Genomic DNA, 16401 nt, shown 5'->3' on the forward strand with positions numbered 1-16401 from the left:
GATGACATACGGAGGAGAAAAATATGGCAAAAGAAAAGAAATCTAGAAAAATGCTTTCATCGTTTTCAATTCTTTTCATCATTCTGTTTGTTTTAGCTCTTGTAACAGTCTTAATTCCTGATGTAACAAGTGCTACATTATCAACAGTCATGATGGCTCCAGTTAAAGGTTTTGCAGATGCGATTGATGTCTGTGTGTTTGTTATGATTCTAGGGGGATTTTTGGGACTTGTAACAAAAACTGGTGCATTGGATGCGGGGATTGCTGCTTTAGTTAAAAAACTTAAAGGTAATGAACTTGTAATTATTCCAGTATTAATGACACTCTTCTCAATCTGTGGCTCTACCTACGGAATGCTTGAAGAAACTGTGCCATTCTATGCACTGCTTACTGCAACCATGGTTGCAGCAGGGTTTGACGCTGTTGTTGGTTCTGCAGTTGTCTTGCTTGGTGCGGGTGCTGGGGTACTTGGATCGACAATTAACCCATTTGCAGTTGGTGCAGCTCTGGATGCCATTCCTAAAGACATTCCAGTAAATAATGGACTTGTTATGTTAATTGGTCTTGTATTATGGATTTCCGCACTCTTAATCTCAATTTACTTTGTAATGAGTTATGCGAAAAAAGTTAAACAAGATAAAGGATCTACCATCCTTTCACTTCAAGAACAACAAGAAATTGATAAACATTATGGACATGCAGAAGGTGCAACCGCTGTTGAATTAACCGGAACACACAAAACAGTTCTTATTTTGTTTGGTATTACATTCTTAGTAATGATTCTTTCCTTTATTCCATGGGGATCCTTTGGAATTACATTCTTTGATAGCTGGACTGCTTGGTTAACAGGAATTCCATTTGGAGAATGGTATTTCCAAGAAGCAACAACATGGTTCCTGCTCATGGGTATCATTATTGGTATTGTTGGTAAACTTAACGAGAAAGAAATCGTCGATACATTCATGGATGGCGCTGCCGATATGATGAGTGTTGTTCTCGTTATTGCATTAGCACGTGGTGCTTCAGTTCTTATGACTGAAACAGGACTAGATGTTTACATCTTAACCAATGCTGCAAACGCACTAAAAGGGGTGTCTGGAATCATCTTTGCACCGCTTGCATACTTACTCTATCTCGTACTAACCTTCCTTATTCCTTCCTCATCAGGACTTGCAACTGTGTCGATGCCAATTATGGCTCCACTTGCATCTGAATTAGGCTTTAGTCCTGAAGTTATGGTAATGATCTTTGTAGCGGGTAGTGGTCTTGTCAACCTCTTTACTCCAACATGTGGAGCTATCATGGGTGGTCTTGCAATCGCCAAAGTTGAATACTCTACATGGATTAAATTCTCGAAGAAAATTATCCTAATAATTGCGATCGTAAGTGTTATTATCCTAACCGGAGCGATGCTTATAATTTAAACTATAATAAAAAAATGAATCAAGGAATGGATGTTGCCTTCCATTCCTTTTTCTTTTAGCAAGATATTAACAATCTTCCAGAACATGACAATGCTTATTTACGATTATCGATATGTATCTTGGTGAGATTGATTTCGATATATTGGTGTTTCAAGGGGTTTTAAGTTTATTTAACGTGTAAGATGCCAATCCTTGCACGTTTTATTTTCGTCGTAAAACATGATTAAGATTAAATAATTTATGCTGTAAGAGGGCAATCTAGGTACTGTAAAAAAGTGTTTTTTTAGTGTACAATAAGAGTGTAATCAAGAAGTGTGAAAGGGGGTATATTTCATGGACTTTGTAACTGAAATACAAGGTAAAAACTGCTCTCGATATGATAAGCGAAAGCTATGTAGTTTTGACATGGAATTTATTGACTTACCAACCTATCCGATCATTCATCAGGCGTCACGCTTTCTCTTTATCAAAAAAGGTGAGGGAACGATTTTGATTGACGGTATAAGTTATCCTATTAGAGAAAATTCTCTTATCGCAATTCTTCCTTGGGAAATTACAGAAATTGAGAGCGTGGCCAGGCCCCTCCAATTTGTGCGCATAATCTATAATATCGATTACATTTCTCAAGCGATGAAGTGTGGAGCGAATCCAAGTAATGATATGATTGCTGTGACAGGACCCTTAGAAAAAAATCACGTGATTCAATGTACTGCCAAAGAGGCAGACGTTATTTTAAAGGTTTTAGATGAAATTCGTGATGAAGTCGGCGTTGAATCAAACCTCGACATTCCTGAAGAACAAAGTTTATCGAAACTTTACGTCACTAATAAATTGATCGAACTTGTCATTCATTTCCAACGATTTGCGAATAAGAAGGAATGTAAGATGAAGTCAAATCAAGAAATTGAACTTGATCATCGTTATAAAATTTTCAAATATTTATACTCGCATTTGAGTGAAAAATTAACACTTTCGAAACTATCAGGCTTTTTCTATATGAGTGAGTCTGCCATCAGTAAGTACATTTATGATGTAACAGGGTTGTCTTTTACTGCGTTACTTAATGAGATGCGTATTGTGAAATCCTTAGACTTACTTATTTATACAGGGATGTCACTGAGTGAGATTGCGGAATTGACGGGATTTGCAGATGCATCACATTTATCAAAAGTATATAATGAACGTATTGGAACCACACCGAATGAATATCGTAAGATTTATCGAAATATTCATCAAGTGATTAATGATAAGGAATTAAGTCTTTCTTATCAAGTTTTAAATTACATGTATAACAACTACAAAGAAAACTTAAAAATTCAAGAAGTAGCGGATAAGTTCAACATACCACTTGTTGAGTTAAATTTGATTCTGCTTTTCCAAGTTGAAATGAACTTTGAAGACTTCTTGAATTATCTTAGGATCAATAAGTCGTGTGAGCTCCTCTTATCAACCGATTTGGCGATTGTCGACATCGGCATCGCTGTAGGTTATAACAACAGTAAAACATTTCATCGAAACTTTGTAAAACAAAAAAACATGACACCAGGCATCTTCCGTAAGTCGGTAACCATGCCAAGTGGTAATGTAGAAGATCCGGTAGAATTAATTCGTGCAACCATTTCCTAAAAAGACGATCCAAGAATCGTCTTTTTTTCTTTTCTGCAAATATCATTGAACAATGTGAACTTATTGTGATAAATTATAAGGGAAGAAATGAGGCATTGGATGTTTAAACCAACAATAATAGCAGTATCGTTATCCGTGTCAATTCTAGCTTTTGGTTCAATTCCCGCTAAAGAAGATGAAAAGCGGCCTCAAATTCGGGTGAATTCAATTGAACGTCCTGCAATCAATGTAGATGGGTCCCATCAAGATAAATATGTTGAATTGCTGCAAAGTTCTGAGCATAAGGCACCCATTTTGAGTGAGGAATTTATCCAAGCGCGCGTTGAACCTTGGACGTACATTGTTCTATATACAAGTGTTCTTGTGGTTGTGGCTATTGGATCAATTTGTTATATTAAGCAAAAACAAGAACGTATCTAAGTTAGGGATGACACATTATTTACTTAAAACAACATGATTTCCATGTTGTTTTTTGTTATATTAGTTAGGTATCATCGTGGAGGTAATTATGAATATTGATAAAGGTGTAATTCATTCATTAGATCGAGATTTACAATCAATGATTCTATCAGAAAAACCCTTAAATTTTAATACATCAAAAGATGTGGAGCCTTTTATTGCGAAACTCGCGAAAGCATTTCAAACAAGCCCAACAGCTTCAAAAGCAAAACTAAACCCAGGAAGTCCTTTTTTAAGTCTTATTGGTACGCCAATTAATTTTATGGAAGAAACTCAAAAACTTGCAAAACGTTGGTTTGACCATCATATTGCAGCGATGACGGTTGAGAGTACAAATCTCTTGTTTGCTATGGTTGATATGGGTGATTTTGTTTCACTTGCAATGTTTGAAGTGTTAAGCAAAAACGGTTATATCAAAATTACGCAAAATGAGCACGGATTAGAAAATGCTTTAGTGCATAATCAAGCGATTCTTCCGGAAACGTTTGCGAGTGTCAAAAATGCATTTATGGTTAACCTCACAACTGGGGAAACTTTGGTTAAATTTCAAGATATTCGTTATCGAGAACTTCTGGAATCACTTTTAGATTGTGAGATTATTGCGAATTCTAAGACGAGTTTTCAAGTTGTGGATACACTTGTAAGTACCATCTCAGAAGTTCGAGACGATTCTCATTTTGAAAATATCGTTAAAGCGAAGCAAGTGATTACCGATAATGTTGATTTTTTTGATGAAATAGAGCCTAAACAAATTTTAAAAGAAGTATTTGACACCTTTTCAGAGGAAGAGGAACGTTTAATCGATGAGACGTTTGAGCACGAACATGTTCACGATATGATCAATTTAAAAATGGTTAATCGTACACAGGCAGCAAAGAAACATCGTATTGTTACGGAGTCGGGGATTGAGATTATTTTACCCCTCGATATTTTAGATATCAGTGACATTGTTAATATCTCTACAGATATTAACGGGAAGGTGTCGATTGAGCTTAAAGATATTGGGAAAATTCTGTAGAACAATTTATCCTCTATAGCCTATTTTAAAAAGGTATTTGACGAGGGAATTGAGTGAAATTTCAGATAATTTCGTTTTCTCTTAAATATACTTTGACACGGTGCATGCACTTCGATATACTCTATCTATAACGGAGGGGCATTATGAAAAAAATAGCCATAATATGTGATTCATCAGTGTCATTTACGCAAGCTGAAATTGAAGCATTTGACGTATATATTGCACCATTGACCATTATCCATAATAACACTGTATACATTGATCAAGTTACTATCACGGAACAAGAAGTAAATGATTTATTACGAAATCATGAAGTCGTAAAAACGTCTCAACCCAACCTTGGGACGATTTATGAACTGTTTGAAAACGTAATGGGCAAAGATTATGATCATATTTTTGCTTTAAGCATTGGAACGGCTTTATCCGGGACCTATAGTTCGATGGAAATGGTGAAACAAGATTTAAAGATTACAAATATGACTGTTATCAATACGTATTCCATCACGGGTCCGGTTCAACAAGCGGTGCGTGCGATTCGTAAGATGAATGAAGAAAATTACACGGTTGAACAAATTGAAGTTTACCTGGATCATTTCTTCTCAAACCAAGTGTCCTACATCTATCCTCAGTCGCTTGATCAAGTGATTGCAAGCGGTCGGGTTTCCAAAACGGCTGCGAAAGTTGCGAGTTTACTCAAAATTAAGCCGGTTTTGTATTTGGAAAATAAAGGTCAATCCATTGAAAAACTGGGTGTTGCCCGCTCGGAACGTAGAATTTTTTCCTTATTGGTCAATGATTTGATTCACCATGAAGTGAAACCGGATACGCATGATATCTATCTGCTCCACAGTGAAGGGTTAGATACTTTAAAACGGTTCCAAGATTTCCTCACAGAATCACTAGGTCCGTTCACAGTTAGAATTGTGAATCTACCCGCCGCAGTCGCAACCCATGCGGGTATTGGTACTTTAGCGCTTCAATGGTGCTATAAAATATAACAAACAATCTAAAAACCATTCGCGAAAACGCCAATGGTTTTTTTATCCTAAGGATTGTAGTTTGAATATGCGAAGCGATGACATCCTGTGGTATAATATTTACAAATCGAGGTGATGGTATGTATTTGTTTATTTATAATCCAAAAGCGGGCGTCTCGCAACGTAATGAACTGAATGAGTTCATCCACTGTCTAAATCAAAGTAAAATTCGGTTTGATTTATTTCTGACGGATCTTAATTATGGTCCAGTAGAGATTATGGATGAAGTGGAGCACACGTATGAAGGTTATATTATTGCGGGTGGTGATGGAACGGTTAGTCAGATGGTTCAGGGATTATATAATCACAAGATCCAAAAACCTCTCATTATTTTACCTATTGGAACGGCAAATGAGATTTCCAAGAATTTAGGGAATGTTGCACATATTACAGATATACTCAGTAACCTTGAAAATTTAACGGAACGTCCAGTTGATTTGGGTGTGTTAAATGAAACGGATTGTTTTACGTTTGCCCTCACATTTGGGAATTTTACGGAGGTTACTTATAAAACACCTCAAAACCTTAAAAATTGGCTAGGTTACCGTGCATATTTGATTTATGGTTTTCTCACGTTTCGTCGCATTCATGCATATGGTTTAAAGGTTCGAATTGATGATACCTTGTTTTCGGGGAGTTTTGTTTTTGGCGGGATTACAAATTCCAAGTCGGTTGGCGGCATTTTCCACTATGATGAAAATGATATTGAACTTTCAGATGGTTTGTTTGAGGTAATGTTAATTCGTAAACCCAAAAATGTTTCGCAAATTCGACAAATACTTAAAGGCATGATGAGTCGTGAATACGATAATGAAATGTTCATTATTCGTCAGTGTCGTGAAGTTGAAATTGAATCGGATACCATGATGTCGATGAATATCGATGGTGAGTTCGCGGGTGATATGTCATCGTTTAAGGCAACCAACCATAAGGAAATCTTAACGTTAATGGATTATAAAGGGGTGAAATCTGATGATTAGTCAATTAGAACAATTTCGCTTGGATAAGCTTGCGGAAGCCATTGAAATTCAATCAGTTTTAAGTCCTAAACAAGCAAAGGTTTTGGCTTTAGAATTGTATCAAGAAATCGATTGGGATGATGTGCATGTCCGTTCCAAGAGTTTTCAACGCCTTGTAACACCGTTACTTCATGAACGAAATGTTATGCGCTCACAGCATGAGCGTACGTGTTCAATCAAGCGTGGTTTTAAATTTAAGCGCTAATCGCATATTCATTCAGATCACTTACCAGGAGGAATCATGACATATTTTTTAATGATTACAGTCATTGCGATTTTAATATCGTTTTTTTATGGAATTTCTTGGTTTTTTTTGAATCGTGAAATGATTGCACTACATCATCGTAAACAAACATTTTTCAAATTCATAACATTATTTATTCTAATCCAAGTACTTAATAATTACATTTTAGAATTTACACCGGGGTTGGTAGCCAATCTCTTGAATCGTAATCTCATGTATTTAGTTGAAGGTCCTGTTTTTGCCATTCAAGCCCTTGTTTTATCTATAATTCTAACTCGAGATGCCCATATCACATACCTCCATGCTTTGTCTTCCAGTTTATTCAGTTACTTTATTACGGGGAGTCTTTTTACGGTTGTGACTACGATGTTGTATCAAATTCTATCACCTTATCCTCAATTCATTTCGTGGACAATCTTGGGGGGATACATTCTCACTGCCTGTGTTGCATATTTAGTTTCAATACTTTTTCGAATTTCAAATTTTAGTGATTATTTTTCAAAACTGTTTACCTCACGGCGAAAGGCGCTTTTGGTGACATTTATCTTTTGGTGCATTAAAGATATTTTCCGGATCATTTATGTCTACGGTAGCAAGAGTTACAGTAATACGTCCTTTATTCTTGGAGTGATCGTGGTGTTTGAAGTCATCTTGATTATTTTGGTGATTTCAGTATTAGAACATCAACGATTGATTCTCCATACACAGCGGGTTCACTACCTCCAACAAGTTCAACAGGCACAATCTTTGGAACGATTAACTCAGGAAGTACGTATGTTGAGACATGATTTTAAAAATTTGTTTTCAAGTATTTATCTGGCTTTTGATGAAGGGGATGAATCGGTACAACGCATTCTTGATCAAACAGAACGTTACATGGACCATATTGATCATCCTGAACCCATTCAAATTACTCAGACGCCAAACGATACTGGTTTTGTTGAGGTAATTTTGAATACGTTGTATGAACTTCGTTATGGGTTTGGAATTTCAATGATTTTGGTGCTTGGTGGGATTGTCTTGCTTGAAGTGAATGGCAAAAACTTAGAAATTTATCAGTATCTTGAAAGTAATCGTGTTCATCTCATCTTAATCCTGTCTTGTCTTGCGATTGGAAGTGTGGTCTTTCTCTCGTTTGAATCTGTATCCAAGCGTATTGATGCGACCAATGCTTATATTGCGGAGCAAAATTACTATCTTCATTCACTTTTTAAGCTTCAAGAAGGGGTCCGACAGAGTCAAAAAATCTATCGTGATACCTTTAATCAACTTGCCCATCAAATTGAAGCCAGTGGGCTTAATGGAGGCCGTGAGTATTTAAGAACCAATACATTAGCCCTCGATCATCAGCTTGAGAAGGAAGTTAAACAAACGGCACAACTTGCCAACATCGAAATCATGGAAATAAAAAGTTTGCTTTTGGGTAAGTTTATTGAAATGCAAGCGAAGGGGATTGACTATGTGTTTGAATGCATGAATCCCATTAAAACCATTTCAATGCATTCCAACGATTTTATTCGTGCGCTTGGCATTCTCATCGATAATGCAATTGAGGCTGTAGAAGGGTATCCGACTGGATATATTAACGTGCTCCTCTACCAAGAAGATACTTACCTTAAAGTCATCATTGAAAATACGATTCATGAACCCATTGCAATTAATAAAATCTTTAATTCTGACTACAGTTCGAAAGGCAGCGGACGCGGTCTGGGGCTACAAAGTTACCGTAGTATTTTAAATAAATATCGAAATGCAGTGGGACATACATCCTGCACACATCAAAAATTTAAACAAGAACTAAGAGTGGAGGCTTAACATGATACCTGTATATATCGTAGAAGATGAGACAAGGATTCGAAATCATATCAAAGATGTTATTGAGAAACATATTCTTATTGAGAATTATGACATGAAAGTACTTTGCGCAACTGACAATCCCGAAACCATTTTGGAAATAGGTGCAGCTGAGAATGTACGCGGTCTCTATTTTCTTGATGTTGATTTAGGACCGGATGCAATGAATGGGTTCGAGCTCGCAAAAGTGATTCGAGAGCGTGATCCGCGTGGGTATCTCGTTTTTATCACAACACATGATGAATTGTTATTAGAAACCTTTAAGATGCGTTTGGAAGCTATGGATTATATTCTTAAAGATGATATGAGTCAAGTGGATATTCGCATTCGCCATTGTATCGATGAAACCATTAACCGTGTCATTAAAGAGCAAATGGAAATAGGGGAGTATTATACGATCAAAATTTTTGATGATCTTTATCATATTCCAGTAAGTGAGATTCTCTATTTTGAAACATCACAAGAAAAACACCGCATTATTATTCATGCGGATCGCGATTTATTGGATTTTGTTGGGAATTTATCAAAAATTGATCTTGATTTGGGGAAGACGTTTGTACGTGTACATCGATCCTATGTTGTGAATGAAAAACGCATAAAACGGGTTGATCGCGGTAATTCTGAAATTGAATTGGACAACGGAGAAATCATTCCGATGTCACGAAAAGGACGGAAAACACTTGAAGGCTAAGGCCTTCTTTTTTGTCGTTTAGCCAAGAAATAGGGTCATTTAGGTCGTTTAAAACGTAAATTCAATTGTACATGATACCATTTAATTACCATTAAAGGAGATTGAGTATGATTCATGTAAAGAATATGACAAAGAAATACGGTACCAAAGTAGCGGCCAATAATGTTTCATTAATTGCGAATCCAGGGGAGATTACCGTATTACTTGGGGAAAATGGAGCCGGAAAATCCACTACAATTAAGTCCATCATTGGATTATTAGACTATGATGGCGAAATTTCAATTTGCGGTTATGATAATCGCAGTGTCGAAGCTAAAAAGCGTTTTGGGTACATTCCTGAAGTTCCTGTTTTGTATGATTTGCTTACAGTTCAAGAACACATTGATTTTATCGGTCATGCTTATGATGTCAAAGATTATGAACATAATGCGACGGAATATTTGAATTTATTTAGACTTGATGATAAGCGCGATACCATTGCGAAAGAATTATCAAAGGGGATGCGTCAAAAACTTTCAATGATTCTTGCTTTAATTACAGAACCTAAAGCAATTCTCGTTGATGAGCCTATGATGGGACTCGATCCGCAAAGTATTGAGGATACCCTTAAACTCCTTACAAGTCTTAAAAATAAAGGGACAAGTGTCCTTCTAAGCACACATGTTATCGATATTGTAAGTGATGTATGGGACCGTGCTTATATTATGAAAAACGGTCATGTTATTTGTGAAGTATTACGTAAAGATATTCAAGATAGAAGTCTAAAAGAAATATACTTTGAAGTCGGCAAGGATGGTCAATAATATGGTCATCTTGCTTAAATTATCTATACTCAAACGCTTTGCGAAAATAAGAAATATATTTAAGAAACCAACCTCGGCGCTGGTTACTTTAGGGGCAATTGTACTTTATGGTTCGATGCTGATTCCCATGTTTCGACATGAAGGGAAAATGATCATGCCGCCAGAGTTGATGCAAGCCTATATAATGATTGTCTTAGGCATTAGTGCATTTTTTATGTTGTCGATGGTTTTATCCAAACATCAAAGTCTCTTCTTTTTAGAAGACTCCTATTTCATGTTTATTGGACCTTTTAATCGAAAGCAAATTTTAAGTCTACTACCCTTTGAAAATGTCTGGGGAAGTATGCTCTTAGCGATATTGGCATCATTTCTCTGTGCATTTCAGTTTAGTCTTCATTTTGTAATGCCGTTCAAACTTGTCCTCATTACTTTTTTCATGACGACACTGTTAATTAGTGCCTTTTCACTCATCATGGAATGGTTTTACTTAAAAGGAATTATCAATAAAACAAAGAGCAAAGGACCACGAATTCTTTTTGCAGGGTTCATTCTGAGTGCTTTGGTTATCTTTGGTTTGCAGTTTTACAAAAACGGTTTTGATTTCATGGGATCTCTAATGGCATTTGTAACCCAAGATGCATTCTTTTGGATTCCTTTATTCGGATGGGCAAAACTCGGACTTGTTGGATTTGTATCATCAAATCTAGGGCAATTAACCCTGGGATTTGGCCTTATGATTCTATTCCACATTCTGGCCGTCTATGTTTTTGCGAACACAAAGGGTGATTTTTTTGAACAGGCGATGCTCGATGCCGAGGATTTTTCAGAATTTTATGCCCGTGCAAAAGCAGGCAAACAAGAAATCGATACCGATAAAATAAAACATGTTGAGATTAAGTATGGTGCTGGTGCACGCGCAATCCATGACAAAAACGTCTTGTTATTAAAAAAACAACGACGGATGATTGGGCTGAAGGATGTTTTGCTCTATCTCATATATAGTGTTATGGGATTTGTGATGAAACTCCCGCTTCAAGGGTATGTTATGTTTATTATTATTGCACTCTTCAATCAGGCAAATGTAGATACGTTAAAGGATGATTTGAGTCAATACCATTTATATCTGATTCCGGATGCACCGTTGCGTAAGCTTTTTAATACCGTTAAACTTCCATTCCTTAAATCGTTAGCCATCACGTTCTGCTTTACGCTGGTATCCGGTGTGCTTACACAGGCAGGTGTTGTGGATATTGTGGTTGCGTGTGTTTTTGTATCGAGTTATGTTGCCTTGATCAATGTTTCGTCAATTCTTACAATTCGTATTATGAAATCACGAAACAATCAAATTGTCGATATGTTGATTCGTATGATTCTTTGTTTGTTGCCTATTGGAGTCGTATTGACGATGTCAGGGCTTCTAGGCATTGATATTGAAGCCAATATCCTATCTCTAGGAATAACAGCCAGTCTAGTTGCTTATGCACTTGCAGGGGCTGGATTTGTGTGGGTGGCACCCATACTTAAAGGAACCGAATTTTAAGGAGGGTTTTATGAAACAGGAAAAAAATGCACTTGCAACCTGGATTCCGATTGGAGTCGGTGTCGGCTTGGTTGTCGGACTTATCCTTGATAAATTAGTATTGGGCTTGGGTCTTGGATGCAGCGTTGGAGTTTGTGTTGGAAGCTACTTGGATTCGATCGACGATTAATCATAAAAAAACAGGCATAAGCCTGTAAACTAATTTGTGATTTGGGGACTACTCATCAATAAAAACATCTTGTAAGTCAGTCTTAAGTGCTTTCGCAATATTGAAAGCAAGTTGTAATGATGGCACATACTTGTTGTGCTCAACGGCTAAAATCGTTTGCCGGGTAACCCCGGTTTGATCTGCGAGTTCTTGTTGTGTCAATTTTAATGCTTTACGCTTTTCTTTAATTTTATTTTTCATTTCATCGTACCTTTCCGATATGATGAGTTAATCTTAGTATCCCCTTAACCTATGATTAGTTGGTTATAGTATAGCAAAAAGTTCTTTAAATGTGATTAAAAGCTTAAAAAAACATTGTATTTACTACTAATTGTTTTAATTAATGAGCAGATAAGATATGATAAGAGAAAGAAGGTGATTATTATGGAACAAGTACTTGTAGGTTTAATTATTATTCTTGTTGTGCTGATTATCGGTTTAAGCATTGCTCGAATTCAAGAACGAACAACAGAATACGATGTATTTGAAGCGGAACGAAAATCAAGACCCTATACGGAAGCAGAAGTTCATCACCATAAACTAGAATTTGGGAGTAAAACAACACCCAATACGTCTACACGTGTCAGTGAGTATTCTGAAACGGAAATTCGGAATCTCGTACAATCTGGCAAAAAGATTCTAGCTACCAAAATGTTGATTGAGAAAACAGGAATGTCGCTTTCAGAGGCGAAACGTCATATTGATAAGTACTAAAAAAATCTAACTTCGGTTAGATTTTTTTATGTGATGTTCCACATAAATAGATTATGAACGTTGATTCATGTTATATTAAAAACAGTGAGTTAGGAGGGGTTATTTGAATATCTTATTGAGTAAATTTAAAGAAGTATCTTTCTCTGTGTTACCCATTACAGTTTTAGTGCTTTTAATGCATCTGCTGATTGTGCCTTTAGAAACGGAAGTTTTGGTACGTTTTTTAATGGGTGCGTTGTTTGTGATTGTTGGTCTGGGGATTTTTCTCTTTGGAGCAGAACTTGGAATTGTTCCAATTGGAACGCTCATGGGAAAATCCATTGCAAGAACGAATAAAGTAAGCATTGTTGCACTTTTAGGGGTTATCCTTGGGTTCTTAATTACCTTTGCAGAGCCGGATCTGCAAATTCTTGCGAATGAAGTGAATATGGCTTCGGGTGGAACGTTATCCGCAACATTAATTGTAAGTGTTGTGTCGATGGGTGTTGGTCTTATGGTTGCCATCGGTCTTTTAAGGATTTTATTTAATAAACCTCTCAATAAACTTTTTGCGGTAACGTATTTTGGGATTATGGTTTTAGGGATCTTCGTTTCGGAAGAGTTTCTTGCAATCTCCGTTGATGCCTCAGGAGCTACAACGGGTGCGATGACCACACCGTTTATTCTTGCTTTAGGTTATGGTGTTTCTCAGTTAAAAGGTGGGAAACATGCGGAAGAGGACAGCTTTGGTATGGTTGGCTTAGCGTCTGCGGGTCCCATTTTTATGGTTATGATCTTAAGTTTGATTAGAGGTTTGGGTGGGATTGAAGGTGAAAGTGCCGTGATTCTTGAATCACAGGGGATTCTCTTGCCTTTTATTCAGATATTGCCTACAATGTTCAAAGAGTCATTGCTTTCACTTTTACCACTTACCATCCTCTTTATCGTGTTTGACGTCTGGAAATTTAAACTTACTCGAATTCGTCGAGACAAAATTTTTAAAGGGCTTTTCTATACATTCTTCGGTCTTTCAATCTTTATGACGGGCGTACAAGCGGGTTTTATGGATGCAGGTCGAATTTTAGGACATGGTGTGGCGTTGGTACCAAATCGGGCCCTTTTAATAGTCGTAGGATTTCTAATGGGGATGGTTGTTGTTTTGGCAGAGCCAGCAGTCTATGTTCTAACAGAACAAGTTGAGGAAGTTACTTCTGGTCATATTAAGAAAAAGTCAATTTTAGTTACACTCTCAATTGGTATTGCCTTTGCGGTTATGTTGTCGATGCTTCGCATTACTTCAGAGCACCTTAAACTTTGGCATATGCTCTTACCTGGTTTTATGCTCGCATCGATGCTGTCGTTTAAGGTACCCAACATTTTTGTAGGGATTGCTTATGATTCCGGGGGCGTTGCTTCTGGACCCATGACTGCAACCTTTGTCTTAGCGTTTGCACAAGGTGCGGCAACTGCAATTCCAACAGCAAATGTTATGACCGATGGATTTGGTGTCATCGCGATGATTGCAATGATGCCAATTATCGCAATTCAAATTTTAGGTGTCTTATATGGACTAAAAACAAAAAAAAGAGGGGGGTAGTTTATGCCTTTTCAAATTTCAAATCTTATCATGGTTTGCTCAATTGTGGAACGTGAACGCGGTTCGCATATTCTATCAATTTCGCGCGAAGTCGGTGCTACCGGTGGAACTGTGTTTCAAGGACGTGGATGTGTCAGAGACCGTCTGCTCAATCTTCTTGGGATTGAAGAACGTCGTAAAGAGGTATGTCTTACAATTATGCCGGAATTGCTTGAGAAAGATTTCTATGATCACATTCAAAAGCACACGAATTTTAAAAAAGCCGATTCAGGCGTGATTTTTTCAGTCCCGCTTAAAAGTGTTCTTGGGATTCAAAAATTACCAAGTCATATTAAAACGTTAAAGGAAGGTGAGCGAAACGTGGGTATCGATGCTATTTTTATTATTGTCGATGATGGATTTGCCCAAGATGTAATGCATGTTGCAAAAGAACATGGTGCAACAGGGGGAACCATTATTCATGCACGAGGGTCTGGAACTCATGAGCATGAAAAATTGTTTAATATGGATATTGAGCCTGAGAAAGAAGTAATCCTCATCCTATCGCAAATGGATATGACGGATGCCATCGTTCATGCGCTCAATACATCGTTTGAAATTGATAAACCAGGACATGGCGTAATCTTTGTTGTCGAGACATCGCGCACACTTGGACTTTTAAATCAAGAATAAAAAACAGGTTTCATAAACCTGTTTTTTTGTGGAATCAAGTTCGTCTTGAGTTCGTGTTATTTTTGTGAAAGTCTGATGATAACGCTTGCATCTCGATATGAGTGTGTTATATTAAGATTAACTACATGGTATATACCACTTAAAATAACCGGTATGAGCCGTAGTAAAGGAGAAGATATATATGGAGAAATTAACTTCATGGATGGAAGAGCATTTCGTCCCAATTGCAATTAAAATTGGTTCACAAAAGCATTTAGTGGCAATTCGTGATGCATTTATAAGCATCATGCCAATCACGATGGCTGGGTCTGTCGCGGTATTATTAAATGCACTTGTACGTGATTTACCCGCTAAATTTGGTGCAGATGGCATTACCGATGCATTTAGTTGGCTTATTGGTATCAACGGAAACATTTGGTTTGGAACACTGGCAATTTTAGCGTTAGTGTTTGCATTTGCAATCGGTTATCAATTATCGAAAGCCTATGATGTGGATCCACTTGCGGGTGGTCTTATTTCACTCGCTTCATTTATTGTTGTGACACCACAAGTTGCATCCATCGATGTGGCTGGGTTAGCAGAACCTGTAGTGGGCTGGGGATTCATTGGCATTGGCTATATGGATGCTAAGGGTCTTTTTACGGCTTTAATTGTAGGGTTTATTGCAACAATAATCTATGCAAAACTTATGAATAAGAACATTACAATTAAGTTACCGGATCAAGTCCCACCGGCAGTTTCCCGCGCATTTGCTTCAATTATTCCAGGTTGTGTGGCTTTATATGCTGTTGGAACCCTTGCATACCTTACATCAACATTCTTTGATGCTTCGGTTGGGGATTTAATTCTTAAATATGTCCAAATGCCTTTCTTAAATGTTTCGCAAGGTCTTGGGTCAGTTATTTTTGTAACTATGTCAGTCTCGGTATTCTGGTTCTTTGGACTTCACGGTACCAATGTATTAGCACCAGCCCTTGATGGTGTGTATAAAGTAGCTTTAACTGCAAATACAAACGCATATAATGCAGCCTTATCTGCAGAAAATTTACCCTATTTATGGACGCGTGGATCATTTGATGCCTTTGCGTGGATGGGTGGCGCTGGTTGTACGTTAGGACTCATTATTGCGCTTCTTATTTTCTCGAAACGTGAAGAAAATCGTGCAGTGGCGAAGTTAAGTGCGCCAATGGGATTGTTTAATATTAACGAACCAGTGATTTTTGGATTACCAATTGTTTTAAATCCAATTTACTTAATCCCTTGGATTTTAGTACCAACAATTCTTGTTACGATTGCATATCTTGCAACATCAGCTGGAATCGTTCCACCTGTATTCTTAGAAGTTCCATGGGTTATGCCACCAATTCTTTATGCATGGATGGCAACGGGATTCTCATTTACAGCAGCTATGCTAGCATTGATTAATTTGGTTATTGGTACAGCAATTTGGGCCGTATTTGTAATGGTAGCAAATAAGATTGATTATACTGAAACACAAGAATAATATTTATTGAGA

Annotated in this window: 17 protein-coding genes; 16 read left to right on the forward strand and 1 reads right to left on the reverse strand. The window is 37.2% G+C overall.

The features are described 5' to 3' along the window. Positions 1–23: 23 nt before the first annotated feature. The 12 genes from EPJ89_RS04385 (at position 24) to EPJ89_RS04440 (ending at position 11884) form a co-directional block, all read left to right on the forward strand. Positions 24–1424, forward strand: coding sequence for a YfcC family protein (locus tag EPJ89_RS04385; protein ID WP_161636497.1), 1401 nt, complete (start codon positions 24–26; stop codon positions 1422–1424). Positions 1425–1757: 333 nt separating this feature from the next. Next, positions 1758–3050, forward strand: coding sequence for an AraC family transcriptional regulator (locus EPJ89_RS04390; protein WP_125164549.1), 1293 nt, complete (start codon positions 1758–1760; stop codon positions 3048–3050). 99 nt (positions 3051–3149) lie between these two features. Next, a complete protein-coding gene (locus EPJ89_RS04395) occupies positions 3150–3470 on the forward strand; it encodes an acriflavin resistance protein (RefSeq protein WP_161636496.1) in 321 nt (106 codons plus the stop codon). Positions 3471–3558: 88 nt separating this feature from the next. After that, positions 3559–4527 carry a nucleoid-associated protein gene (locus tag EPJ89_RS04400; protein WP_200542397.1) on the forward strand — a complete coding sequence of 323 codons (969 nt, stop codon included), beginning with the start codon at positions 3559–3561 and terminating at the stop codon, positions 4525–4527. Between the two features lie 143 nt (positions 4528–4670). Continuing rightward, complete coding sequence (locus tag EPJ89_RS04405) at positions 4671–5525, forward strand: DegV family protein (RefSeq protein WP_125164547.1); 855 nt, start codon at positions 4671–4673, stop codon at positions 5523–5525. Positions 5526–5644: 119 nt separating this feature from the next. After that, entirely contained in the window at positions 5645–6544 is a 900-nt protein-coding gene (locus EPJ89_RS04410; protein ID WP_161636494.1) for a diacylglycerol/lipid kinase family protein, read from the forward strand. Further along, a complete protein-coding gene (locus EPJ89_RS04415) occupies positions 6537–6788 on the forward strand; it encodes a penicillinase repressor (protein WP_161636493.1) in 252 nt (83 codons plus the stop codon). The genes EPJ89_RS04410 and EPJ89_RS04415 overlap by 8 nt, the downstream gene beginning before the upstream one ends. Positions 6789–6824: 36 nt before the next feature. Continuing rightward, a complete protein-coding gene (locus EPJ89_RS04420) occupies positions 6825–8642 on the forward strand; it encodes a GHKL domain-containing protein (protein ID WP_161636492.1) in 1818 nt (605 codons plus the stop codon). A gap of 1 nt (position 8643) precedes the next feature. After that, positions 8644–9372, forward strand: coding sequence for a LytR/AlgR family response regulator transcription factor (locus tag EPJ89_RS04425; protein WP_161636491.1), 729 nt, complete (start codon positions 8644–8646; stop codon positions 9370–9372). Between the two features lie 107 nt (positions 9373–9479). Beyond that, positions 9480–10175, forward strand: a complete 696-nt coding sequence (locus EPJ89_RS04430) for an ABC transporter ATP-binding protein (RefSeq protein WP_161636490.1) — start codon at positions 9480–9482, stop codon at positions 10173–10175. A 1-nt stretch (position 10176) separates the two neighbouring features. Beyond that, positions 10177–11715 carry a putative ABC exporter domain-containing protein gene (locus EPJ89_RS04435; RefSeq protein WP_161636489.1) on the forward strand — a complete coding sequence of 513 codons (1539 nt, stop codon included), beginning with the start codon at positions 10177–10179 and terminating at the stop codon, positions 11713–11715. A gap of 10 nt (positions 11716–11725) precedes the next feature. Then, a complete protein-coding gene (locus tag EPJ89_RS04440) occupies positions 11726–11884 on the forward strand; it encodes a hypothetical protein (protein WP_200549079.1) in 159 nt (52 codons plus the stop codon). A 48-nt stretch (positions 11885–11932) separates the two neighbouring features. Here EPJ89_RS04440 and EPJ89_RS04445 read toward each other — a convergent pair whose 3' ends face one another. Further along, positions 11933–12124, reverse strand: coding sequence for a helix-turn-helix transcriptional regulator (locus tag EPJ89_RS04445; RefSeq protein ID WP_125164542.1), 192 nt, complete (start codon positions 12122–12124; stop codon positions 11933–11935). A gap of 183 nt (positions 12125–12307) precedes the next feature. On the opposite strand from EPJ89_RS04445, the gene EPJ89_RS04450 reads away from it, so the two are divergent. From EPJ89_RS04450 to EPJ89_RS04465, 4 genes are all read left to right on the forward strand, one after another. Continuing rightward, complete coding sequence (locus EPJ89_RS04450) at positions 12308–12637, forward strand: hypothetical protein (RefSeq protein WP_161636488.1); 330 nt, start codon at positions 12308–12310, stop codon at positions 12635–12637. Positions 12638–12740: 103 nt separating this feature from the next. After that, positions 12741–14213, forward strand: a complete 1473-nt coding sequence (locus tag EPJ89_RS04455) for a DUF1538 domain-containing protein (protein ID WP_200549080.1) — start codon at positions 12741–12743, stop codon at positions 14211–14213. A 3-nt stretch (positions 14214–14216) separates the two neighbouring features. Continuing rightward, the gene (locus EPJ89_RS04460; protein WP_161636486.1) at positions 14217–14885 is read left to right on the forward strand and encodes a P-II family nitrogen regulator; all 669 of its coding nucleotides are present in this window, start codon (positions 14217–14219) and stop codon (positions 14883–14885) included. A gap of 181 nt (positions 14886–15066) precedes the next feature. Next, positions 15067–16389, forward strand: coding sequence for a PTS sugar transporter subunit IIC (locus EPJ89_RS04465; RefSeq protein WP_200542401.1), 1323 nt, complete (start codon positions 15067–15069; stop codon positions 16387–16389). Positions 16390–16401 lie beyond the last annotated feature (12 nt).

Origin of the sequence: Erysipelothrix sp. strain 2 (EsS2-6-Brazil) (assembly GCF_016617625.1) — a bacterium.
Taxonomy (GTDB): Bacteria; Bacillota_I; Bacilli_A; order Erysipelotrichales; family Erysipelotrichaceae; genus Erysipelothrix; species Erysipelothrix piscisicarius.